General features: G+C 58.0%; 18 protein-coding genes. 16 read left to right on the forward strand and 2 right to left on the reverse strand.

What is annotated here, in order from left to right; genetic code table 11:
* Positions 1 to 35: 35 nt before the first annotated feature.
* Entirely contained in the window at positions 36 to 665 is a 630-nt protein-coding gene (locus tag KQP88_RS12960; protein WP_216703256.1) for a TetR/AcrR family transcriptional regulator, read from the reverse strand.
* A gap of 104 nt (positions 666 to 769) precedes the next feature.
* Here KQP88_RS12960 and KQP88_RS12965 point away from each other — a divergent pair, with 104 nt between their 5' ends.
* The 16 genes from KQP88_RS12965 (at position 770) to KQP88_RS13040 (ending at position 24246) form a co-directional block, all read left to right on the forward strand.
* Positions 770 to 1498: a nitroreductase family protein gene (locus KQP88_RS12965; RefSeq protein ID WP_216703257.1), complete on the forward strand. Its 729-nt coding sequence runs from the start codon at positions 770 to 772 to the stop codon at positions 1496 to 1498.
* A gap of 22 nt (positions 1499 to 1520) precedes the next feature.
* On the forward strand, positions 1521 to 2615 hold the full coding sequence (locus tag KQP88_RS12970) for an efflux RND transporter periplasmic adaptor subunit (protein WP_216703258.1): 1095 nt from the start codon (positions 1521 to 1523) through the stop codon (positions 2613 to 2615).
* A gap of 3 nt (positions 2616 to 2618) precedes the next feature.
* Positions 2619 to 5693, forward strand: coding sequence for an efflux RND transporter permease subunit (locus tag KQP88_RS12975; protein WP_216703259.1), 3075 nt, complete (start codon positions 2619 to 2621; stop codon positions 5691 to 5693).
* 315 nt (positions 5694 to 6008) lie between these two features.
* Positions 6009 to 7892 carry a 3-dehydroquinate synthase gene (locus KQP88_RS12980; RefSeq protein ID WP_216703260.1) on the forward strand — a complete coding sequence of 628 codons (1884 nt, stop codon included), beginning with the start codon at positions 6009 to 6011 and terminating at the stop codon, positions 7890 to 7892.
* Positions 7889 to 8773 (forward strand): UbiA family prenyltransferase, encoded by an 885-nt coding sequence (locus KQP88_RS12985; protein WP_200992140.1) that lies wholly within the window; start codon positions 7889 to 7891, stop codon positions 8771 to 8773. Before KQP88_RS12980 ends, KQP88_RS12985 begins: the two co-directional genes overlap by 4 nt.
* Complete coding sequence (locus KQP88_RS12990) at positions 8770 to 9525, forward strand: EboA domain-containing protein (RefSeq protein WP_216703261.1); 756 nt, start codon at positions 8770 to 8772, stop codon at positions 9523 to 9525. Before KQP88_RS12985 ends, KQP88_RS12990 begins: the two co-directional genes overlap by 4 nt.
* Before the next feature lie 53 nt (positions 9526 to 9578).
* Positions 9579 to 10463, forward strand: coding sequence for a TatD family hydrolase (locus KQP88_RS12995; RefSeq protein ID WP_216703262.1), 885 nt, complete (start codon positions 9579 to 9581; stop codon positions 10461 to 10463).
* Positions 10460 to 11686 (forward strand): metabolite traffic protein EboE, encoded by a 1227-nt coding sequence (gene eboE, locus KQP88_RS13000; RefSeq protein WP_216703263.1) that lies wholly within the window; start codon positions 10460 to 10462, stop codon positions 11684 to 11686. The genes KQP88_RS12995 and eboE overlap by 4 nt, the downstream gene beginning before the upstream one ends.
* On the forward strand, positions 11676 to 13115 hold the full coding sequence (locus tag KQP88_RS13005) for an alkaline phosphatase family protein (RefSeq protein ID WP_216705954.1): 1440 nt from the start codon (positions 11676 to 11678) through the stop codon (positions 13113 to 13115). Before eboE ends, KQP88_RS13005 begins: the two co-directional genes overlap by 11 nt.
* Positions 13094 to 14257, forward strand: coding sequence for a hypothetical protein (locus KQP88_RS13010; protein WP_216703264.1), 1164 nt, complete (start codon positions 13094 to 13096; stop codon positions 14255 to 14257). Before KQP88_RS13005 ends, KQP88_RS13010 begins: the two co-directional genes overlap by 22 nt.
* Positions 14258 to 14261: 4 nt before the next feature.
* Complete coding sequence (locus KQP88_RS13015) at positions 14262 to 16670, forward strand: hypothetical protein (RefSeq protein WP_216703265.1); 2409 nt, start codon at positions 14262 to 14264, stop codon at positions 16668 to 16670.
* Between the two features lie 59 nt (positions 16671 to 16729).
* Entirely contained in the window at positions 16730 to 17668 is a 939-nt protein-coding gene (locus KQP88_RS13020; RefSeq protein ID WP_216703266.1) for a hypothetical protein, read from the forward strand.
* An 18-nt stretch (positions 17669 to 17686) separates the two neighbouring features.
* Complete coding sequence (locus tag KQP88_RS13025; RefSeq protein WP_216703267.1) at positions 17687 to 18979, forward strand: hypothetical protein; 1293 nt, start codon at positions 17687 to 17689, stop codon at positions 18977 to 18979.
* Positions 18980 to 18982: 3 nt separating this feature from the next.
* A complete protein-coding gene (locus KQP88_RS13030) occupies positions 18983 to 20791 on the forward strand; it encodes a hypothetical protein (protein ID WP_216703268.1) in 1809 nt (602 codons plus the stop codon).
* Between the two features lie 29 nt (positions 20792 to 20820).
* Positions 20821 to 21885, forward strand: a complete 1065-nt coding sequence (locus KQP88_RS13035) for a hypothetical protein (protein WP_216703269.1) — start codon at positions 20821 to 20823, stop codon at positions 21883 to 21885.
* Between the two features lie 201 nt (positions 21886 to 22086).
* A complete protein-coding gene (locus KQP88_RS13040) occupies positions 22087 to 24246 on the forward strand; it encodes a TonB-dependent receptor family protein (protein WP_216703270.1) in 2160 nt (719 codons plus the stop codon).
* Between the two features lie 36 nt (positions 24247 to 24282).
* Here the strand turns inward: KQP88_RS13040 and KQP88_RS13045 are convergent, their stop codons facing one another.
* Positions 24283 to 24831: a cupin domain-containing protein gene (locus KQP88_RS13045; protein ID WP_025260295.1), complete on the reverse strand. Its 549-nt coding sequence runs from the start codon at positions 24829 to 24831 to the stop codon at positions 24283 to 24285.
* Between the last annotated feature and the right edge of the window lie 112 nt (positions 24832 to 24943).

Here is a 24943-nt window from a genome sequence, read left to right on the forward strand (position 1 = left end):
TGGCTTTGCGGATGTCCGGAGCACTTGATCCCCCGTCACGTTTCGATCTGGCCTTGCTCTCGATGAAGATAGTTCTCAAGCAGAGTGACGACTTCCGCAACAAACTGCGGGTTACCCAGCAAGGCGGGTCGATCGGCGGTCACGGTATGAATGATCGCGTGCGCAGAGATGCCCATCAGGTAGATCGACAGCTCCGGGTCGGGCACGTTTTTCATGAAGGGCCTGAGCACATCAGCGAATTGCCTGCGCAACGGGTCCGCGTCCTGAGACTGCCTCACCGTATAGGGCAACTCTTCATGGATTGCCTTGTGTACTGCGGGTGCGACGCTGTGCTCATTGACCAGCATCTCGACAATTAGCGTCAGTGCGTCTCGAAGAGAAGGTTTTTGCGGCAACTCCTTCAATGCTTCAAGCAAGTCGCTGCGCGTTGCTGCCACATGGCGTCGCTGCAATTCGGCAATCACCGCCTCCTTGTTGGGAAAGAACTGGTACAGAGAACCGATATTGACACCTGCACGCTCTGCAATGGCATTGGTCGTCAGCCCTTCCCAACCCACCCGGGTCAGAATGTAAGTCGCTGCCTGCACAATCGCATCGACAGTCGCCCGGGAGCGTGCCTGAGCCGGGACTTTCCGGGGTTTTACGGTCGTTCGGCCTTTGCTCACGGGCTGCTCCGGAACATGAGTATTTAAAATGTAAGTATTAACTTACGATTTCAGGGCATGAAAGCACAACCCCTCACGCCTACCCTGAAGAGCATTTTTTCATCATGAAAATACCAGACACCCCAAGCTCCTGGTCCGGTTTCCAGGCTGCGAACCGCTTCCGCAGAGCCATTCGCAAATTCAATTCGACACCCATTGCAGAGGACGACATTCATGCGTTGCTGGCCGAGGCGACGTATGCTCCCTCAAGCGGAAACATGCAACCTTACGAATTGCACTGGGTTCGGGAGCCCTCTCTGAAAGCCCTGATTGCAGCAGCCTGCAATGGGCAGAAAGCGGCGGCCTCGGCGGCTGACTTCATCGTCCTGGTGGCCAGCCCCGCATTGGGTCTGCGTACCGCCAAAGCGCAACTGGAGCATGTTGAACACTGCGCAGCGCTGGGAGAAAACTCCAAGGCCTATTACCGCAAACAGACAGGGATGTTCCGCAAAATTCTTGGCATCGGCTCTTCAGCCCTCTGGTCACCGCTTGTCTTTCTGGCGGCCCTGATTCGCCCGACCCTGTCCCTGATCCCGATAGGCCATATCGGCAGCCGTCAGTGGGCCGCACGAAATGCCATTTTCGCGGCTCAGACGCTCATGTTGGGCGCGGCTGCAAAAGGCATCGACTCGTGCCCGATGGAAGGCTTTTCCGCCTCTCAGGTTGCCGGCCTTCTCAAACTGCCACGAGGTTCCGTGATTCCACTCGTCATTGCCCTTGGGTATCGCGCAGATGACGCAAGGATCGAAGAACGCTGGCGCTTCCCGCTGACTGACATTGTGGTTTCACACTGAACCTCAGCAGCAGGCCACGATCATGAATACGCTGTCTTTTATCTCGGCCCTGTGCAATCGCAAGTCCTTGCTGGCTGTTTCCTTGCTCGCAAGCGCTGTGTCAGGTGGCCTCCTTTTTGTCAGTGAGCACTCCATGGCGACTCAGCCATTGGCCCAGCCTGCCGTGGCCTTGACGGTCACTGTTGCGGTTGCTACTCAAGCCAAGTGGCCCGTCACGCTTGAAGCAAGCGGTGTGATTGCTCCCTGGCAAGAGGCCGTTATCGGTTCTCAAGTATCAGGCCTGAGGCTTGATGAGATTCTCGTCAATGTCGGCGATCACGTCAGACGCGGACAACTGCTGGCCACCTTCGACTCCGAGTTGCTGGAAACCGACAAGGCCCGGCTCAAGGCCTCTTGGGAGCAAGCCGAAGCCAACCGCCAGCGCGCCCTGCAACTCAAAGGCACCGGGAGCCTCAGCGAGCAGGAAGTGCTTCAGTACCTGACCCAGGCTGACGTTGCGAAGGCCTTGTTGCAAAGCACCCTATTGCAATTGCGCTATGCCCGGGTCACGGCACCTGATGATGGTGTCATCAGTGCCCGCAACGCCACGCTGGGTATCGTCTCTGCAAGCGGGCAGGAATTGTTTCGCATGATTCGCCAGAGTCGCCTGGAGTGGCGAGGCGAGATGACTGCAATCCAGTTGTCCGGGATAAAGCCAGGACAACGTGTCGACCTGACATTACCGGACGACACGTGCGCTACAGCTCTTGTGCGCCAGATAGCCCCCAGCCTGGATAGTCAGACCCGGCTTGGCATCGTGTATGCCGATATCGAGCCAGGCAGCGCAGCACGCGCCGGCATGTATCCACTGGGCAGGGTAACGCTGGCTGAAAGTCCTGCCGTCATCGTGCCTGCCGGCAGTGTGGCAGTGCGTGATGGTCGCAGCTATGTCCCCAAGCTGCCTGCTGGTGATCGTGTCAGCCTGCAAGCCGTCACTGTCGGACGCCGCCAGGGCGCTGAAGTGGAAATCACCTCAGGTCTGCGCGTTGGAGACAAGGTGGTCGTACAAGGTGCGGGCTTCTTGAATGAAGGCGATCGGGTGCATGTCGTTGCTGCACCTGATGTCACGAAGGAATAGACAATGAACTTTGCCACCTGGTCGATCCGTAACCCTGTTCCCGCCATTCTGCTTTTCATTCTTCTTTCTCTGGCTGGCATCCTTGGCTTTCGGACCTTGCCCATCGCCAATATGCCGGATATCGACCTGCCCACCGTCGTCGTATCTCTGACGCAGCCCGGTGCAGCTCCAGCTCAACTGGAAACCGAAGTTGCACGCAAGGTGGAAAACTCCCTGGCCACGCTGTCCGGAATCAAGCACATCACTACTTCCATCGTCGATGGGAAGGTCGCCATCAACGTTGAGTTCGTCCTCGAAAAGAAGCTCTCCGATGCATTGATTGAAACCAAGGATGCCGTGGATAAGGTCCGCTCCGATTTACCCGACGATCTGGAGCAACCCTCCATCAGCGCAGTGCGCGTCGGGAGTGACGAGGCAACCCTGCTCTATGCGGTAGCGTCTTCACGGATGGATGAAGAAGCACTGTCCTGGTTTGTGGATGACGCACTCAACAAGACGCTGCTAAGCGTACAGGGCATCGGCAAGTTCGAGCGGATCGGCGGCGTCCAGCGCCAGGTGCGTGTAGAAGTGAATCCGTCCAGTCTGGCAGCGCTGGGTGCTACAGCCGCCGAAGTATCAAGAGCCTTGAAAAATGTAGAGCAGGAATCTTCCGGCGGAAGAGGACAGATCGGGGGCACAGAGCAGGCTGTACGCACGATTGGCACCCTTCGTCAGGCTGAGCAATTGAAGAGTTTGCCAGTGGTGCTTGACGATGGTCGACGCATAAATCTGGATCAGGTGGCCACTGTCAAAGATACCTATGCAGACCGCACACAGATCGCCACGCTCGATGGTAAAGCTGTTGTGGGGTTCAGAATATTCCGGGCCAGAGACGTTGACGAAACACAGGTTGCAGCCGATGTGGACGAAGCGCTCCACAAGCTTCAGTCAAACAATGCAGGACTCAGCTTTGTAAGGATTTCCGGCACGGTCGACTATACGCACGAACAGTACAAAGGCTCCATGCATATGCTTTATGAAGGGGCTTTGCTGGCAGTGCTGGTTGTCTGGTGGTTTCTGCGTGACTGGCGTGCCACTTTGATTTCCGCTTCCGCACTTCCCCTGTCGATTCTGCCTACCTTTCTGGCCATGAGCTGGCTGGGTTATTCGCTCAATACGCTGACGCTTCTCGCACTGGCCGTCATCGTGGGAATCCTGGTAGACGATGCCATCGTCGAAATCGAGAACATTGAGCGTCACAGCCGAATGGGCAAGCCCGTCAAGCAGGCAACCGCTGATGCAGTCACCGAGATTGCACTTGCGGTCATGGCGACCACGATGACCCTGGTCGTGGTGTTTTTACCGACAGCCATGATGAGTGGCGTACCAGGCCTGTTCTTCAAACAGTTTGGCTGGACAGCCGTAATAGCCGTGCTCTCGTCACTGCTTGTGGCACGGGTGTTGACCCCCATGATGGCTGCCTGTCTGCTCAAGACTCATGGTGTCGAGAAACAGGTACAGGAAGGCCGCTTGATGCAGCTCTACCTGAGTTGCGTGCGCTGGTGCCTGTTTCATCGTCGTCTCACGCTGGCGGGCACTGCCCTGTTCTTTGCTGGCTCGATCGCCGTGGTGCCCTTGCTTGAAACAGGCCTGATACCAGCGTCCGACAAGGGCTACAGCAATATCAACATTGAGTTGCCACCAGGCAGCAGTCTGGCTGATACCCGTGCGGTAACAGAGGCTGTGAGTCGTGCAATCACCGGCATTTCCGGGATTGAGCACGTAATGGCAACAGTCGGTGTTACCCAACCGGCAGGGCATGGCCAGAGTCAGGAGGCCGAACTGCGTCGTGCAATGATGACGCTGGTTCTTTCTGCTCGCGATACACGCCCGACTCAGATCGATATCGAAAATCAGGTGCGCGCTGTACTGCGAGACGTGCCCGGTGCCCGTTTCTCACTGGGGACAGGGGGACTGGGCGAGAAGATGTCACTGATTCTCTCAAGCGATGACAAGGATGCGCTAAAAGCGACCGCTCAGGCATTGGAGCGACAACTGCGTGATCTCGATGGCCTGGCAAACATTACTTCGACAGCAAACCTCGAACGCCCCGAGATCGTTATTCGACCCAATGCTCGACAGGCTGCCGAGCGCGGTATCACCACATCGACCATCGGCGAAACGGTGCGCATTGCAACAAATGGAGATTTTGATGCACAGATGGCCAAACTCAATCTTGATAACCGGCAAATCGCAATACAGGTGCGTATCCCGGACGCTTCTCGGCAGAATCTGGAAACCGTGTCCAACCTGAGAGTGCGTGGTCGCGACGGCCTGGTTCCTTTATCGAGCGTCGCAAGCCTGACCCTGGAAAGTGGCCCTACCCAGATTGATCGTTATGACCGACGCCGGTACGCAACGATTACGGCAGACCTTGGCCATATGCCTCTCGGTAAGGCCCTGGCAAGTGCCAAGGCTCTGCCGGCGATTCAGTCCATGCCTGCCAGTGTGCAATTGATTGAAACAGGCGATGCAGAAACCATGGCCGAATTGATGAGCGGTTTCAGTATGGCAATCGTTATCGGCGTGTTCTGTGTCTACTGCGTCCTGGTATTGCTGTTTCATGACTTTTTCCAGCCAATGACCATTCTTTTCGCCATCCCGCTTTCAGTAGGAGGGGCGTTTGTCGCCTTGTTACTGACCCGAGGCATGCTGAGCCTGCCGTCCATGATTGGACTGGTGATGCTGATGGGCATTGTGACCAAAAACTCCATTCTGCTTGTTGAGTACGCAGTAATGGGCATCAAGCGGCAAGGCATGTCTGTGCAGGATGCCTTGGTCAACGCATGCAACAAACGGGTACGCCCCATCGTGATGACGACCTTGGCCATGATCGCCGGGATGCTGCCTATTGCGCTGGGCATGGGAGCTGATGCCAGCTTTCGTCAGCCCATGGCCATTGCGGTAATCGGCGGGTTGATGACTTCGACCGCATTGAGTCTTCTGGTAGTTCCCGTGGCGTTCACCTGCGTGGATGACCTTGAACGCTTGATACACCGTTGGTTTGCTGGCTCAAGTACGCATAAGACTGTTCACTGAAATAGTCATGAACTGCCAGACTCGAGAATTATTAACGCAAGATAATAATTCTCATATAAATAAAGGGCAGCTCCATTAATGCGTGCTATCAACCGCTAAAAATACTTTTCATCCGTGACAGAATTTCCCATTCAAATTCTGTCATTTCACATACTTGCAAAACGCTAGCACTGAACTACATTGCTACTCATTCCAAGCCTGAGCGGTCAGGCGCCCTACCCGTTTGGTTGTAGAGACAGGAGTAATGCCGGCCCCGGATGCAGTTTGAAATATCTGACAAGGACACTCAGTCATAACAATCAAGAGGGATGCTTGATGAAGCATAGTCCGTTGTACCGTGCACTCTCCAAAGCAGGAGTTGCCGGAAGTGGGTGGCTATCGTTGCTGTGCTTTTCGATTCTGGTCATCGCCAGTTTTCTGTTGTTTGGTGAGCAGATCGAACAATTCCTGACCGGTCTGAGCCTGACGATTCCGTCAGACCCCATTCAGAAGTTAAACCTCGCCCTCCTGTTGATTGCCCTGCTTGCGTTCGATGTCGTGCTGCCTGTGCCCTCCAGTATCGTGGCGCTGATGGCGGTGGCGTTGCTGGGCAGTATCGGCGGTTATCTGGTCATTTTCATTGGGCTTTGTCTGGGTGCCGGAATGGGCTATGCCTTGGGGGCCGGTTACTTGCGGCTGCTGTCCAGGCGCCTGGCGGTCAACAAGCGCAGCAGCGGGCAACTGGCCTATCAGCTCAATACCCTGTCGCTGATCTGCCTTCGTGGTGTGCCGGTGCTGGCGGAAACTTCGGTGGTGGCCGCTGGCATGCAGCGCTATCCGCTGCGTCAGTTCCTGCTGGTCACGACTCTGGCCAATGCGGGGCTCGCCCTGGCCTACAGCGCCATCGGCACTTATCTCATGGAGAAGGACGCACTGCTGGTAACGATACTGGCCAGTATGGTCCTGCCCGGTCTGTTCATTGCCGGTCGCAGTCTGGTGAAAATCATCAAGAGCCGCGCTGCAAAAGACACCGACGGTCCTTTGCAGGGCCGTTTCGAGGTCAGCTACAACTATCCGGTGGTTTTTACCGATCACCTGTTCGACCCGAAAAATGACTGCCTGCGGGCGCAACTCACTGCCGAGCAGCCGGGCCCGGTAACCGTGCTGATCTTTGCCGACGAGCAACTGCTCAAGTCGTCACCCCATCTGCTGCCGCAGATTGATGCCTACTTTGCCGCTCATGCCCGTGACCTGCGCTTGCAGACCGCGCCCATTGCGGTGCCAGCAGGTGAACTGAGCAAGACACCGCAAGTCCTGCATCAGCTCTATGAACACATGTTGCAGCACGGGCTGGACCGGCATTGTTATGTGCTGGCCATGGGCGGCGGTGCCGTACTGGATGCTGTGGGCTATTCCTGCGCCACCTTCCACCGTGGCATGCGCCTGATCCGTATCCCGACCACAGTGCTGGCCCAGAACGATGCCGGTATCGGCGTCAAGAACGGCATCAATGCCTTTGGCCAGAAGAACCTGCTCGGCGCGTTCTGCCCGGCCAATGCGGTGATCAACGACTTCCAGATGCTGCTCAGCCTGTCACAGCGTGACCGGATCGCCGGGCTGGCTGAGGCCGTGAAAGTTGCCGCCATCAAGGATTCAGCCTTTTTTCAGTGGATGGAGCAGCAAGCCCAGGCGCTGGCGACCTTTGAGCATAGCGCCAGCCGTTACGCCATCCGCCGTTGCGCAGAACTGCATCTGGGGCATATCACAGGCGCAGGCGACCCGTTCGAGCGGGGCAACGGCCGGCCACTGGATTACGGGCACTGGTCCGCCCACAAGCTGGAAAACCTGAGCCAGCACCGCTTGCGCCATGGTGAAGCGGTGGCCGTGGGCATGGCGCTGGACGCGCTGTACGCCAATGCGGTGAAGCTGCTGTCGGACACCGATACCGAACGCCTGCTGCACCTGCTCGTGCAACTCGGCTTCAGCCTCAACCCGCCGGAGCTGTTGCTCAAGGATGCCCAGGGTCGCTCGCTGATCGTGCAAGGCCTGGAAGAGTTCAGGCAGCACCTTGGCGGCCAGCTTTCCATCCCGATGCTCACCAGCCTGGGTGAGTCCACCGATCTGCACGAAATCGATTTCGCGCTGATGGAGCAAGCCTTGCAGCGCCTGTCGTCCTACAGCACTTCGCCCCTGGGCTGGACCAAGAGTTGCCCTGAATGAACCAGACCTCCCTGAAAACCTGGATGACCCTGGGCCGTGTCTCCAATCTGCCGACGGTATGGACCAATACCCTGGCAGCCGCATTGCTGGCCAGTAGCGCTGGCGCCCTTGCCCCGCCTTCGTTTCTGGTCTGGGGGCTGCTGCTGGTCGTGCTGTCGCTGCTTTATCTGTTCGGCATGCTCTTGAACGACCTGCTGGATGCCGACTGGGATCAGCAACACGACAATCCGCGCCCCATTACCCTCGGGCTGGTCAGCCGCCAGCAAGTCGCACTGGCTGTCGGCGCACTGATTCTGGTGGCGGCCGTCGCGATACTGGGCCTGAGCCAGTTGATCGAAGAACCGGACTGGCTGCTGGGCAGCGCTGCGCTGTTGCTCGGCTTCATCCTGGCCTACAACATTCTGCACAAGAAATACCCCCACAGCGTCTGGCTGATGGGCGCCTGCCGCTCGGCGCTTTACCTGACAGCGGCTGCCAGCCTCAGCGTACCGCCGGAACCCATCTGGCTTTGCGCGGCATTATTGGGCGCCTACATCAGTGGCCTGACCTACCTGGCCCGTCAGGAACATCGCAACCAGTTGCTCAGCCGCTTCCCGCTGCTGCTGATGCTGAGCCCGCTGATCCTGGTCAGCTACGCCAGCAACGGCATGTTCTGGCTGGTGCTGCTGATCTGGCTCGTCTGGCTGGGACGCAATTACTGGCGTCATCTGGCCAACCCGCAGCATCGTCAGGTCCGCGCGTTCATCGGTGCGGGTCTGGCTGCACTGCCACTGTTCGACGCCATGGTTCTGGCCCTGGCGGATCAACCCTGGGCCAGCCTGCTGTGCGTCCTGGTGTTCTTTCTGCTTCCTCGCTTCCAACGCTGGATCAAGCCCACATGATCGAAATCGCCCCGAATGGATTTGCGGCACTTGAACTCAGAGAAGAGATCCTGACCGACCAACTGCAGCGCTTCAGCCGCCACTTGCCGATGTCCGAGTTGCAGTGGTGGGACAGTGCGCTGCCACAGATTGCGCAAAACCCGAGTGCCGACACGCTGGTGCTTCTGAGCAGTCAGTGCAAACGTCAACTGGCTGAGCGGCCTGAGGCTGATGACGCTGCATGGACCAAGGTGCAGCTAGCCCGCGTGCTGCTGCTGTCAGAAGCCCTCAAGCATCAGGAACCCGGCAAGCGCTCAGCGTTGCTGCGTCAGTTCTATGCCTGGGGCGACGATCAGGAAAAGATTGCCATCCTCAAGGCCCTGGACTGGTTCGATGCCAGCGGGCAGTGCCTGGACCTGGCCCTTCAGGCCGGCCGCACCCACAACAGTCAGGTGTTTGCCGCCATTGCGCTGGATAACCCCTTCCCGTCGAGCCACTACAACGAGCGCGCTTTCCACCAACTGGTGCTGAAAGCGCTAAGCATGGGCCTTGATATCCGGCGCCTGCTGGGTCTGCCTGAAAGGCGCAGCAGCTCGCTGAACCAGCTTGCCCTCGACCTGCTGGAAGAACAGCTTGCCGCCGAGCGTCCGGTTTCAGTCGGCCTGGTTCACGTCATCGCTTTCGCGCTGCTCACAGCCCCCCAACACCAGAGGCTTGCCCAGTTGCGTCAGGCGCAACGCCTGCCCGCCGAATGGGCCGGGCACTTTCGGTAACACCAAACCCGCATTCCCCAACGCTTGCCCTTTGCGCATTACGAGGATGTTCCATGCCCAAGTACTTCGATCCGCACATCCACATGGTAAGCCGTACCACGGACGACTATCAGAACATGGCCGCCGCCGGGATCACCGGGGTCATCGAACCCGCCTTCTGGCAAGGCCAGGCGCGCACCAGTGTCGGCAGCTTTGTCGACTACTTCGATATGCTGCTGGGCTGGGAACGCTTCCGCGCCAGCATGTTCGGCATCCATCATTTCTGCACCATCGGGCTCAATCCCAAGGAAGCCAACGACCTGTCGATCGCCTACGAGGTGCTGGATATCCTGCCTCGCTATCTGGTCAAGGACGGCGTGGTAGCCGTCGGTGAAATCGGCTACGACGATATCACTCCCGAAGAAGACCGTTTTCTCGCAGCGCAACTGGAGCTGGCCAAGCAGTTCCAGTTGCCGGTCCTGGTCCACACCCCCCATCGCGACAAGATTGGCGGCACCAAACGCACGCTGGCGGTGGTCCGCGAAATCGGCATTCCCGAGAACCAGGTCATCATCGACCACCTGAACGAGCTGACCCTGCCCCTGGTGATGGAAACCGACTGCTGGCGCGGCCACTCGATCTACCCCAACACCAAGATGTCGGAGCAACGCATGGTGGCGCTGCTCAAGGAGTACGGCACTGAAAAGATGGTGGTCAACAGTGCCGCAGACTGGGGCGTCAGCGACCCGCTCAAGGTGCCGAAAACCGGCCAGGCAATGCTGGCGGCCGGCTTCACCGAAGCGCAGGTCGAACACGTGCTGTTCCATAACCCGGTGGACTTCTTCGCCCAGAGCGGGCAACTGGACAAGGAACTGGTCAGCACCCCGATGCCCATCGATCAGCGTAAACAATGGCAGGAAAACTCGGCCCTGCGTGGTCAGGAACCGGTGGTCAAATGAGTGCCGCGTCCGGCTGGACCGCTGCCCAGATCGGCTATTGCAGCAACGTGCATCCCGCGCCCGGGCTGGCTGAGTTGTGCGCCTCCATCGAGCAGCATTTCCGGGGTGTACGCCAGCAGCGCAAACTGACCGAACAGGAAAGCGGCCTGTGGATCAGTGCCCAGGCGGCTCAGGAGTTACAGGATGCAGCGGCGCGCAAAGAATTTCTGGCCGTATTGAAGCGCGCCGGAATGCGCCTGACGTCACTCAACGGCTTTCCCTACGGGCAGTTTCACAAGGGCGCGGTGAAAGCCGAGGTCTACCTGCCCAGTTGGGCGGACGCCGAACGACTGACCTACAGCCTGCAACTGGCTGAAATTCTGGCCGAGGCCTTGCCTGCGGACTGCGATCAGGGCGTGATTTCCAGCGTTCCACTGGGTTACGCCGCCCACTGGAGCCCGGAGCGGCAGCAGCGTGCCGAAGAGTTGCTGGGGCACCTGACGTCTTCCCTGGCCAGCCTTCGGCACAAAACCGGCAAGAAGATCGTGATCTGCCTGGAAATGGAGCCGGACTGCGTGCTGGAAAACACCACCCAGGCCATCGAGTTCTTTCAGCGCCTGCAAGCCCGCGACCCTCATCATGAGCATCTGGCGTTGTGCTTCGATGTCTGCCATCAGGCGGTCGTGTTCGAGGACTGTCATGAGTCGCTTGGCAGGCTGCGCGAAGCCGGGGTTCCGGTGGGCAAGATCCAGCTATCCAATGCCATGATCTGCCATCTGCCCGCCGAAGACGACAGTCGCCGTGAACAGGTTCTCGATGCGCTGGGCGACTTTGCCGAAGCCACCTACCTGCATCAGGTCAAGACCCTGGACCCACAAGGCCAGCTCAAAGCCTGGTCGGATCTGCCAGCAGCACTGGAGAACCCGGAGCAAAGCAGCGAGCTGAGGATTCACTTCCACGTGCCGCTGTTCAGCGAGCAATTGCTGTTGCCAGAACTCAGCGGCAGCCAGTTGGCCTTGAGCCAGACTTTCGATTTCCTGGCAGAGCACGCCGATTTCCGTCCGGTGCTGGAAGCGGAAACCTATAGCTGGAACGTCCTGCCTTCCGCCATCAGGCCACAGACCGAACGGGCCTTGCTGCTGGGCATCGCGGCCGAACTGCAATGGGTCGAAAAGCAACTGCGCCAGCGCGGTTTACTGCTGGCCGATGCCCACAAGCAAAAGGCCTATGCCGATGCGATCTGACCTGTCGCCACTGCTGCTGATCAACGTGGTGGGCCTGACACCCGGCTTGCTGGGCGAAGCCACACCGCAGATCAATGCGTTGCTCAAGAATGCGCAGATGGCCAGCTTGCAGCCGGTGTTTCCGGCGGTGACTTCCACTGTGCAGGCGTCCATCCTTACCGGCCAGCCGCCCTCGAAGCATGGCGTTGTCGGCAATGGCTGGTATTTCCGCGATCAGGCCGAAGTCCGCTTCTGGCTGCAGCCCAACGATCTGATACAGGGCGAAAAGGTCTGGCACGCTCTCAAGCGTGAGCATCCGGAGTTTCGCAGCAGCCAGCTGTTCTGGTGGTTCAACATGTATGCCGACGTGGACGCCGCCATCACGCCACGTCCCCACTACCCCGCTGACGGCCGCAAAATGTTCGGTCTGTATTCGTCACCGGCGTCGCTGCACGAAGTCATCGAGCAGCAGATTGGCGAGTTTCCGTTTCCAGGTTTCTGGGGACCCGCCGCCGGTATCGCGTCCAGTCGCTGGATCGTGGATTGCGCCATGGCCGAATTCCGCATCAACCGGCCCAATCTGCAACTGGTCTATCTGCCGCACCTGGATTACAGCCTGCAACGCCACGGGCCGGATCATCCGTCGATTGCCGATGAAGTGCGGGCCATCGACCATGAAGTCGGACGCTTGCTGGCCTTCGCCGAACAGCAAGGTGCCAAGGTCATGCTGCTTTCGGAATACGGCATAGAAGCGGTTCAGCAATCGGTGTCGATCAACCGGGTGCTGCGCTCGGAAGGCTTGCTGCAAGTGCGTCAGTCCCTGTCCTGGGAACTGCTGGATCCAGGCGCCAGTGCCGCCTTTGCCGTCACCGATCATCAGATCGCCCATATCTACGTGAAACGGGCGCAGGATATCCCCAAAGTCAAAGCCCTGTTGCAGCGCCAGCCAGGCATCGAGCAGGTGCTGGACAAGACAGAACAGCAGGCCTGGCAACTCGATCACCCTCGCAGCGGCGAGCTGGTGGCCATCGCAGAAGCCGGTTTCTGGTTCGATTACTACTACTGGTTCGATGATCGCAAGGCACCCGACTTTGCCCGCACCGTGGACATTCATCGCAAGCCCGGTTACGACCCGCTGGAGCTGTTCATCGACCCGGCCATTCGTTTTCCGAAACTGAAAGTGGCGCGCCGCCTGCTGCAGAAAAAGCTCGGCTTTCGCTACTACATGGACTTGATCCCTCTCGATACCCGACTGATTCGCGGCAGCCATGGACGCTTGCCCGGCGATGAACAGTCAGGCCCGTTACTTATTACAAATTGCGAACTGCAGTTGCCGGAGCGTCTTCCTGCAACAGCCGTCAAGCAACTGCTTCTGGAGTATTTCCGGGGGCACCCACACCGTGATCAGACGAATGCCAAGGAGATTTCATGCGGCGAGCCCTTTATGTAAGCGTTCTAAGTGCCGTGGCCAGTCTGGCTCAGGCGCAGACACCACCCCCTTTCGATTGCACCAACCTTTTCAAGTTTGGCACCAGCCAGGCCACGACCTGGACCACCTTCCAGCAGAGCCCTGAAACCATGGCCTGGAACTGGTTTGCCTGCCTGAACCAGCCGGCAGCCCAAGGCAACCCCAATCGTGTCTGGGAAACCCTCAAGCCCAGCGATCAGGTCTATCTGAGCAATGGCGCCCAGCCCCTGCCCTATGCACAGCGTGAACAACTGCCAGCCGATGTGAAAACCAAGGCTCAACAGTTGAACATGAACATGCAGCGTACCTTCCAGAATCTGGACAGCATTCAGCAAGTGGACGGGCTGATCCTGCAAATGGGAAATCAGGTCCCTGCGGCGCAACGGGGCCAGCCCGTACGCTTTCACTTGCAGATGAGTGAAGACACCTTCAATTACATCGTTGAAAAGAACGTCTACAACACCAACGGCCAGGCGGCCCTGACCAGCAACCTGAACTTTCCCTCGACAGCCTGGGAGTTGAAAACCTCCTGGCTGTGGATCGGTGCCGACCAGGCGTTCATGCAGCAACTGGCCAATGACGGCTATTACATCATTCAGGCCTATTACCTGGACGATGACGAGAAGACCTACAACGTGGGTTATGCCGCCCTCAGCGGCATGCATGTCATCAACAAGCTGTCGCCAAGCTGGGTCTGGACCACCTTCGAAAACAAGAACAACAGCAAGTACAGCGTGACCAATGACACTCCGGCCAAACCCATGACCAACATCACCGGGCCGACAGCGGCGGCACAACCGGTCAATACCACCTTCCAGGCCCAGTACCCGGCTCTGGCGCAGTACGAACTGATCGGCGTCCAGTACCAGAACGACGGGCAACTGCTGGCCAACTCGCAACTGGAGTCGGCTTTCCAGAGCAATTCCGACTGCCTCGCCTGCCACAGCACAGCGGCCTACTCAAAGACAAAACACTATTTCAACTTCGCGCTCCCGGAAAAGGACGGCATCGTCTATCCGGTCAAGGAACTGCCGGACTCGGCCTATGCCGGCTACCAGAAACTGGACTTCGTCTGGTCGCTCAAACGCGCCCAGTGGCAACGATCTGCACCTAAAGGAGAGTGACCCCATGAGCGTGTTGAATTTCCCTCGTATCTATTTCAATGGCCACATGTTCTGGAATCCGCCGACGGCCAATAACAACGACATGTTTCCGCTGTACGACGCAGTCAAGATGCAGATGAACTGGCCGTTTCTGAAGGAGTACGGCATCACGCCTGAAAATGCCGCCACCACTCTGATGCCCTGGACCATCGCACCGATTCCCAGGGTGCCCGATTACGTATTACAGGTACCGGGCAATTACGGCGCGAGCGGCATTCCCGGCGAATGGGATCTGTTTGGTGACAATGGCTGCGGCACAGTGGGCTACAAGGATATTCAGTCTCTGGTCATTGGCGGAGAGCTGCAGAACGACAGCTATATCAGCCAGGATGATCTGGTCAACAAAAGTTACCAACTGGTAGGCAACCCTTTTGGCAGCACTGCACAGACACCGGCCCGTTTCGTTGATGTGAGTCCTTGGCAGAACACGTTCACGGCACTGTATTTCGACAAGCTGATCATTGGAGACAGCCAGTGTGGTCTGACTCTTGACCGCCAGTACCGCATGCTTGATCGCTTTCTGAACTTCAACTGGGGAGCCTTCGGCGGCCTGAATTATGTCACCACCACCTGGCAGACCTGTTTCCCCAAGGAAAACCTGCAATGGGTAAACGGAAACTCGGTGTTGTTGAAAAACCTTCAGCAGCAGATGGAAAAGCAAAATGCCAAAGGTCTGATGTTCCGGTTTTCGACCTATCTGACTTACTACGACAAAAACGGCATTTTCAACGATTACCCGCCTTTCATCACTCACTCCGCAGACAAGAGCCAGAGCGCGCAGGAAAAAATTCAGAAAGAAATGCAGGCCATGTATCAGAAAGGCCTGGATAACGTTGCAGATATTTTCTTCAACCCGGCTTATAGCCGTACGGCTGGCACCTTGGGGCTATGGTTCGAGGATGAATTCCCGACTGCACCTGCCGGACGTCGTCTGGTTCCGGCATCACCCATCAGCGTTTACAAGAAAACGCCGGGCGATACGCCTCTTCCGCCCGGAGCCACTATCCAGCTTGGTGTGATTTCGGCTCAGGTACAGCCTGAAAGCAACATTCTGTCGCTGGATCTGGGAACCGGCTTTCCGTTTTATACCGTGGACGACAAGGCCGCAGTCCCCGTGGCCGAGAAATTCCAGGCAGGTGACTATGAGGTGGGAGTACGAACCAACGGACAATTCAGCAAGGTCGCAAGCTTCGGCTTCGATCAGTATCAACAGTCCGCTTTCGACAAGCGCTCCGGCATTCTCGATTTCTCCCTGACACCCGACGCCATCAGCAAACTGCAAAGCGGGCCGCTGGAACTGCAATTGTCGGGCTCGTCACCCACGACCGCCGCCACACAGCAGATGTGGACCGCCGAAGTCGTGGAAAGCGCCAGTTTCATCGATGTCGGCGATACCAAGACGCTGAACATCATGGTTCAGTACGATGGCAAACCGGCGGCGAATACCGTGGTCTGGGTGGCGGAATACAACAACGCCTTTTCAGTGACCACCAGTAGCTATTACCTGGCCTTCAGTAATGCAGCAGATTTCACTCTGTTCGAAAATTACCCACCCACTTATGAGCAGAACGCATCCGTGCTGCCACAATTTCTCAATACCCCTCCCGTATTGAGCCTGGCCGCCGATGGCAGCGGTCGCCAGCTGACGGAGTTTTTACCTCCGCTGGCTGCAAGCGTACTGAAGGACGATTCTCCGAAAGAAGTCAGCTATCAGACCTACCTGAGCAACCCGACAGCGCTGGAGCTGACGCCTTGTCTATCGCTGGCCAATGCCATTGGGCATCAAGACACTCTGGAAGGAAAAAACGGCAGCACAGTGAACTACAGCGTGGCGAAGATCACGACAGATGCCAACGGTGTCGCTCAATTGACCTTTACCGCTCAGGCCCCGGGCTTTCCCACATTGCGCTTCTTCGTACAGGAAGGTGATCAAGCCCCCCAGATCCCTTTCAGCTTCAACTACCTGTCGGCTTACACCGACTTCCTGGCACCTCTGCGGGTTCTTCCTCTGGAGCCGCAACTGCAACAGGACTTCATCACTTACTGGAACAGCATCTACGAGCAGCAGGACGCCCGTGTCTTGATCTGGGAGAAGTTCATCTATCCGCGAATCCTCGAACCCTTCTATTACCTGTATCCGATCATGGCCAAGTACATGCCGCTCAACTCCCTGAAGCGCATAGAAGGCGCGGTCGATCAGTTGATTGTGCTGATCAGCAAGCCGTACCAGGAAGAAAGCACACTGGCGATGCCCATCACCCGTGACATGCCGCAAAGCCGCCGTGCCGTACTGGAGCTTTGGGCGCAATCCCTCGTCAAGGGCAACTACCCGCCCACGCCCCTGAGCATGAGCGACTTCCCGAAAAGCTGTTAAACGCCCAGGCAGGAAAGCGGGTGGCCAACAGGCCATCCGCCATTTCAAAGGAGTGTCGTATGAAATCCAGCGTTCTGATTCGGCTGTTCATGTTGTCGAGCCTGCTGTTCTGCAACTCCCTGTTTGCGCAGGGCGGCGGCGATATCTACCCGTCCATGGGCGTACACAACACCGCAGGCTGTAATGAAAAGAACGGCAACTGCATCGCCAAACGCAACCCGACCGACCCCAGCGATCCGTTCTTCCCGGCATTCTGGGTCAGTGACTGGACCATGTACCGGGTGACCACCGACAGCTACAAGAAAAACCCGCCGCCTTACAGCAACCCGCCCTCCACCTTGAAGCCGAGTGATTACAGCGTTTCCAGGGGCACCAGCTATTACGACACCACTTACATTCCGGCCGACGGCGATGGCTACGGCGCGATGATGGAGCACTACGAGAAATACTGCCTGCCGATCTTCCCGATCAAGGACAATAATTACACCTGCTCCTTCGTGTCCCTGGGCAACAAGGCGTATTTCCTGACCTACGAGCAGGACCGCCCCAAGGGCATGCCCGCCTGCTGCATGTTCTCACCCATGAACCACCCGCCTCGCCAGGACTTCATCCAGCATTTGCCGTATAGCCCCGAGCGCAGCAAAAACCTCAATGCCAGCGTGCAGGCCTATTCCATTGATGTACCGGGGCCGGATGGTCCGATCCTGTTCGGCTATTCATTCTTCAAGGACGCCACCCGCGACCAGCAGGGTCAGGCACCGTATCGGCACCCGCAATCCTTCTTCTTTTCAGGCGACGTCTCCACCGCCGATGCGCCCATCGTCAGCCAGAACTACACCAACTTTCGCGTAAGCAAACCGGACCCGGCCACGACCTGGGCGCAGGTGGCGAAGATGTGTCCGGCCAATCCCGAGCCCTGCCAGTTGTTCAACCCGCCAGCCACGCTGAGCAACGGCAAAAAGGCGCAATGGAACAACCTGATGCCCAACAGGCCCTGACAGACAAGGACGTGTGCCATGACTACTCGATATCGTCTTGCCCTGGCACTGCTCGGCAGTGTCAGCCTGCCTGCCCTGGCCCTTGAACAACCGATGCCGGATGTGTCGGTGACGAGCCTGAATTGCCAGCTGCCCGGCAGCCCCCCAGCCGCCAAAAGCGGCCAGGACCCGTTCGATCTGTACAGCTGGCAGATGTTCATCGCCCTGAACTGGCCCGTAACGGATGGTCAGCGCGGAACCCCCGACTGCAACAAGAAGCCTGGGGATGCGGGTTACACCGTCTGGCAGAGTTACAAGAACGTCAGTGAAATATTCCCGGCAGACGGCAGTAATCCAGGCCCCTGGAATACGCCGTTGACCGCCCGGAATCTGGGCATGATCAATATTTCGGCCCTGAAAAACACCAGCGTACTCCAGGCGGTCGATCAGGCCGTGGGCGGCTGGCTGATCGATCAACGCGGCAATCCGACCTACTACGACATCTCGGCCAACGAGGTTTCGTACAACTACATCGTGGCCAACGACTTCTACAACGCCAATGTAGTTTCCAAGGCCAGCAACATCTCATTCCCGAACGGCGTCATCGAGGTCAAGTCCAGCTGGCGCATACTCACGCCCGCCGACAATGCCAGTCGTTACCTGACGGTTCATTCCCAGGTCGATCTGTTCGATGATCAGGGCAAGCCCACCGGTGCTGTTGAAGATGCCTATCTGGGGCTGGTGGGTCTGCACATCATCACCAAGGTTCAGGGCTATCCGCAGTGGATCTGGTCCACCTTCGAGCAGGTCGACAACGTGCCGCCCAAGAAGGAATCGGGCGGCCAATGGATCGACAACCCGACTTCCGGCATCAATTATTCCTACTTCAACCCCCATGCCGAGCCTGCCAGCCTCAATCAGTCTCCGTGCGACTGGCAGACGCAAGACAACAAGATGGTGTGCGTACCCAAGGCCGGCACCACCTTCCAGACCCCGAACCCGCTGAACCGGGTGACGCCGATTGCTCTCTCCACCGAACTGATCAACAAGGGATTCCAGCTCAATCCCGGCTTGCAGCAAAGCGCTCTGAAGTACTACCAGCTCGTCACGACCCAACGTCCGTTCAACCCGAACAACCCCGGTAATCCGTTGGGTCAGCCGACCCCGGCACTCTCGGCCAACGTCACGATGGAAAGCTATATCCAGGCCAACAGCAGTTGCATGGCGTGCCACTCCATGGCGACACCAGTCGGCAGCCCCTACAAGGCCGACTTTTCCTACATGTTCAAATTTGCGCAACCCGCCGCCCAAGGCGCCAAGGACGAGAAATAGAGCATGAGCATTCTCAATGGACCACGATTGAATTTCTGGGGTGGCATCAGCACGGATGTGAGTGTGCCGAACAATTCGGCGACCGTGCCTCAGAACGATGACGACGGATTCCAGCTGTTCGATCCAGCAACCTCCACTATTGCTCCTGGGGCACAGTCCTACAGCGATGAGCAATTGAACGAAAAGATCAATACTCCCTCCAGTACTGCGCCAACCAGTGGTTACACCCAGGGTGGCTGGAATCACTACGGCCAGCATGTCGTCGAACTGGACACGCAGATCAGTTCGCAAGGGAATCCGGGAAGTATCAGCAAGCAAGGCGACCTGGTGGGAAAACCCGTCTATCTGCTCGGTTCACTGGACCCGGTCACCGGCCAGCGCAGTTCCTCCGGCCCGATGATGGTGGATCTGGACCCGACATCAACGGTTACCACCCAGATATTTGTCGGTGGTCTTCAGATCGGCAACAACGGCGATACTCAGCTACTGATCAACTGCGATACCGTTTGCAGCAGCCTGGATGTAAAGCAGCGAATACTGGGACCGGCAACCATGGATGCGCCAGGATCCTTCGCCCTCAGCGGCACCTTTCAACTGACCTTCCCGCGGGACAGCATCGTCAGTTACAACCAGAACAGCGAAGCCCTGAAATCGATCATCGAGGCCCCTGGCGCAACCGGAATCGTCCTGCGTTTCGTCATGTTCGAGATGTGCCCGACCCTGACCACCCAACAACTGAATGCTGATTATGCAGCCAGGAAATACACACCCAACCCAAGTATTGGCAGAGTTATCGGTACACTGGCACCGGCCTTTGCCGACGAGCCTGCCATCTGCCCGGCGGGTCGACTGCTGGTCAATCAAGACACAAAAAGCACCGGCTTTGCAGACCTGAGCAACAAAGGGTTGTTGAGCATCGATATGGTGAACCTCATTCCCAAGGAAACGTTCAGGGCTGATCGAACGGCCATCACCAGCCCCATCGGCCCCAATGCCGATTATGGCCTTGTCAGTTTCTGCGCAGGCACAACAACTCTCGCGACACTGGCCCCGGACAACGAGTACCTGCAAAACTATTACCTGTATGGCGGCATCGTGGATTTACCTCTGGATGCGGGCAACGCACAACAGGCAAAGACCCAACCGCTTTCACTGTCGGCCCCCGACAAGAAAATCAGCTATTGGCCAACAACAAGAGAAAGCTCTCTGCTGATCAAAGAATCGGCTTACAGACTCTACACCGACCAGAGAAATATCTACCTGGAAGACCATCCTGATGGCCTGACGATTCAGTTGCAGGTCAGGTATCTGGGCGGGCCTGTCCCTTCCGACACCGCTATTGGAATAGCAATTGGCACCAGCCTCGACTGCCTGAACTACCCGACATCAGTTCAAGTGCTAGCCAACCAGCTCTCGGTCGATGTCGATATCACGCCCAAGGCAGGTACCGAAGGATTGGCTGGTTTCAGCACGCTGACGTACACCCTTGCGGGCAACAGTTCGTACTTCAGCAACTTCCGCAAATACTCCCAGACGGATTTCGGCATCGCTGCGGGAAGCACCATCACCTGGGATCAGATGTATCCCAACGTGCTGCGTTATCACTATCTGGCCTTCCCTGCCATGTCCCGCTACGTACCGCTCAACCAGCCAAATGCAGTCATGGGGGCCAAGGACACCATTCTCAGACGCATCTCGGACAACTACAAAGGCACCACTCTATATATGCCGGTGGTTCGTTCGATGTCACCAAGCCAACGAGCATTGCTCAGCGCCTACCTGACAGGCACGCCCTGGCAGCCGCTGCCATGAGCGCACCACCCACAGCTATGGAGAGCGTCATGACTGTTCCCATTGAGATTCCCGCCCATCCAACTGAGCGACTGTGTGCCAGTACTTTCATTGCCGAGGGTTTGCTGAACCCGCGAGGTCTGTGCTCCGGGCCCGATGGCAACCTGATTCTGACCGAAGCAGGATCGGGGTTGCCCGATGCGACCTTCAGTGGCCGCATCAGCGTTCTGCGCCCGGACCCGGAAAGTCCGGGCGTCTATCTGCCTGCCGAACCTCTGGCCCAAGGCTTTCGTGCCATGAACATGCAGCCTCGCATGCTGCGGGACGAGATCATGGGCGTCTCGGATATTGCCTGGGGTAACGGGCGCTTTCTGGTCAGCCAGACCGACTATGTGCAGGGTTCGAAGATCCTGGATATCCAGTACTCACCGCCCGAGCCGGTTTTCCGCAGCCAGGGCAACCTGAACTCGCTGTGCTATCACCCCACCCGTCACAGCTGGCTGGCGGTCAAGCCTGATACCAACCAACTGGTGGAATTCAGAGACGGCAATGAAGGTGAACGCATCCTGGTCCAATTGCCTGACCTGGCTCAAGGGCAGGAGGCGGTGCCGGTGACCCTGGTTTATGAGCCTGCGACCGGAGCTGTCCTGATCAGCCTGTTCTCCGGGGAGTTGCGTGCCAATCCTGAGCGTCAAGGCATCGATTTTGTCGACAGGGCTGGCCAGGTCATCCGGGTCTGGCCCGACACCGGCAAGATCGAGCTACTGATCAGCGGGCTGCAATTACCCACCGGCCTGGCCATCCGAGCGGATGGCAGCGTACTGGTGCTGGAACTGTGCGACCGCCTGCTGCAACCCTTGCGCCCCGAATGGGCCGGCGAAGCCTTGCATGGAGGGTTCGAACGGTTCAGCGGCCGATTATTGAGCTGCGACCTGAAAGCGCGGGAAGTCACTGTGCTAGCCACAGGGCTGGATACACCCTCCAACCTCTGCCTTGTGGAGAATGCCGTGATCGTCAGCGAAGGTATGGGGCTTACCGGACGCCTGCTGCCGGGTCGGGAAAATACAGTGGTGCCGCTGACCGGGAGGTTACGACGCGTGGCGTTATCCTCCTGAAATCTTGAAAAAACCCACAAAGTGGGAGCGAATTCATTCGCGATACGGCATTTCAAACGACACATATCTGTCGGGTGTACTGGCCTCTCGCGAATAAATTCGCTCCTACTCTCTTGCTGCACCTGCAAGTGACGCCATCCCCCTGTCCGGCATCGAATACCTATTCTGCGGCACAGTGGTCGTTCTCAAGGAACAAGGCATATGCACTTGCAACACTCCCCACCTTTCCCTCTCTCGCGCCTGAACCCGGCCAGATTGCTTGGTTTCAGCGCCACCCTCGTCTGCGCCAATATCGTTCAGGCTGCCAATACCGTCAGCCTGGAGAATATCGAGGTGTCGGCCGGTACGGTCAGCGCGGCCGAGGCATCGCGGGAGCAAGCGAAGAAAGTGCCGGGAGCCACCAATGTCGTGGACCTGAACGATGTCGAGCAAGGCCGTGTGGCCAACAATGAAGATGTCTTCAAATACCAGCCTGGCATCTATGCCAAGGCCGCCAACAACGAAGGTGCGAAGATTTCCATTCGCGGCTCGGGCATCAACCGGGCGCCCGGCGCGCATGCTTCCGGGCTGTTTGAAATGCTCGACGGCCTGCCGCTTACCGGCCCCGGCGGTACACCTTATGAACTGAAAGAACCTCTGTGGCTGAGCCATGTGGACGTGCGACGCGGCGCCAATGGTTTCGATCAGGGCTCACTGGCTCTGGGCGGCTCGATCAATTACCTGACCCGCACCGGCTATGACGCGCCAAAACTGCAACTGCGTTACGAAGCCGGTAGCCACGGCTACACCAAGCGCCAGATCAGTTCCGGGCAGGTGCTAGGGGATCTGGATTACTACGTCAGCCTGACCGACTCGAACTATGACGGCTTCCAGGACCAGAGTTCCGGTGGCAGCAAAGGCATTGCCGCCAATGTCGGCTATCGCTTCAACCCGAATATCGAAACCCGCTTCTACTTCCGCTATCGGGAAACCGATAACGATACGCCGGGCCGGCTCACCAAAGAGCAGATCAAGCACGACCCGCGTGCAGCCAACTCACTCAATGTGACCCGCGACTCAAAACGCCTGCAACCGGGCAGCACCTGGCTCGCCAACAATACCACGTTCTATCTGGATGACAATTCCCGCGTGGAAGCCGGCCTGGTCTATCACGACTACCCCATGGACCTGCGCGAAGGCACCAACCGCCTGAAAGTCGCCTACACCGATGTCAGCGGCACGCTGAACTACATTCGTCAGGACCAGTTGGCCGGGCATCAAAGCATCACCACCATCGGCCTGCGCACCACCAAAGGCCTGCCGAACAACGGCGCCTCCGAATACGTGCGGATCCCCACAGGTAATACCGCAGGTTTTGCCGTTGGCACCAAGACCCGTGATTACAGCTACCTGGGTTCCGACACGGCGCTGCATCTTGGCAACGATCTGGAACTGGTGCCGGACTTGTGGCTGACTACCGGTGTCGCGGCCATCTATACCCGCCGCGAGACGGAAGTCACTTACCCTGAGGTCAACGACCCGGTCAGCACCCATGACTGGGACTACGCCGCCCGCCTCGGCCTTCGCTACGAATTCACGCCGCAATTGCAGGTGTACGGCAACCTCAGCCGCTCGGTGGAGCCACCTCATGCGTGGTCGATGATCTGGGGCTCGAACAAGTTCTTCCCGGCCGGAAGTGGAGCCGCGACCGGCCTGCAGCGGGCAGGCGTGAAGCTTGAAAACCAGACCGCCACCACCCTGGAGCTGGGCGGGCGCGGTGAAAGCGAAATTGGACGCTGGGACCTCGCCTGGTACTACTCGCAGGTACGCCACGAGTTGCTGAGCGTCGAAACCCAGGCTGCTACCCAGACCACCTCGGCGATCATTGCGGAATCCAATGCCAGCCCGACCCTTCACCAAGGGGTCGAAGCCAGTCTGGACAGCACGCTGTGGCAAGGCGGAGCAACCGGCAAGCTGGCCTTGCTCCAGGCTTATACCTACAGCGACTTCCATTACCGTGATGACGATCGATTCGGTGATAACCAACTGGCTGGCATTCCGAAACACTACTATCAGGCTCAACTGCGCTACAGCCATCCCACCGGCTTTTACGTCGGCCTGAACACCGAGCATGCGTCAAAAATTGCCGTGGACTACGCCAACTCCTTTTACGCAGACGCTTACACGCTGCTGGGGGCAACGCTGGGTTATGCCTCGCCCAAGGATGACTGGCAGACCTGGCTGGACCTGCGCAACCTGACCAACAAACGTTATGCCAGTACCGTGACGCCGGGTTATGACGACCGTGGGCAGGATATGGCCCGTTCGACTCCGGGCGATGGAATGGGCGTCTATGCCGGGGTTTCCTGGAGCCTTCGCTGAGATGACGTGCTCCCCATCGGCTGCGATGGGGACCGGTCAGAAGTTTGCAGGTGTGTTGGCGCTGATGATTTCGGCCTCGTCCTGACCGATATTGCGGAAGCGGTGAGGCAAGGTGGAAGGGAAATAATAGCCATCCCCGGCGCTCAGAATATTGGTCTGGCCATCGATGGTCAGCTCGATCGTCCCGCGAGTAACCAAACCGCACTCCTCGCCTTCGGCATGCACGATGGGTTCATCACCGGAACTGGCACCCGGCGCGTACTGCTCGCGCAGAAAGCGCATCTGCCGGCTCGGCAGGGTCGCGCCGACCAGCAAGAGGCGCAGCCCGTTACGGCCCAGATCGGGCTGATCGCTGGCGCGGAACACATACTGGTCCTGCCCCGGCGGCTGATCGAAGGTGAAGAAATCCGCCAGGGTCATGGGAATGCCCTCAAGCAGTTTCTTGAGGGAGCTGACCGAAGGGCTGACCCGATTCTGCTCGATCAGAGAGATCGTGGCATTGGTCACACCGCTGCGTCTGGCCAGCTCGCGCTGAGACAACTTATAGCTTTCGCGTACCAGCTTGAGTCGTGCTCCCGTGTCCATAGCCGCCTTACATGAGAAATATTCGGTGAATGAGGCGCGATTGATGGCAGACACCACAACCCCACAAAAGCCGCGTATTAAATCACGTTTGCCAGCGTACGGAACATGCTCC

It is taken from the genome of Pseudomonas lijiangensis (assembly GCF_018968705.1).
In the GTDB taxonomy this organism is placed as follows: domain Bacteria; phylum Pseudomonadota; class Gammaproteobacteria; order Pseudomonadales; family Pseudomonadaceae; genus Aquipseudomonas; species Aquipseudomonas lijiangensis.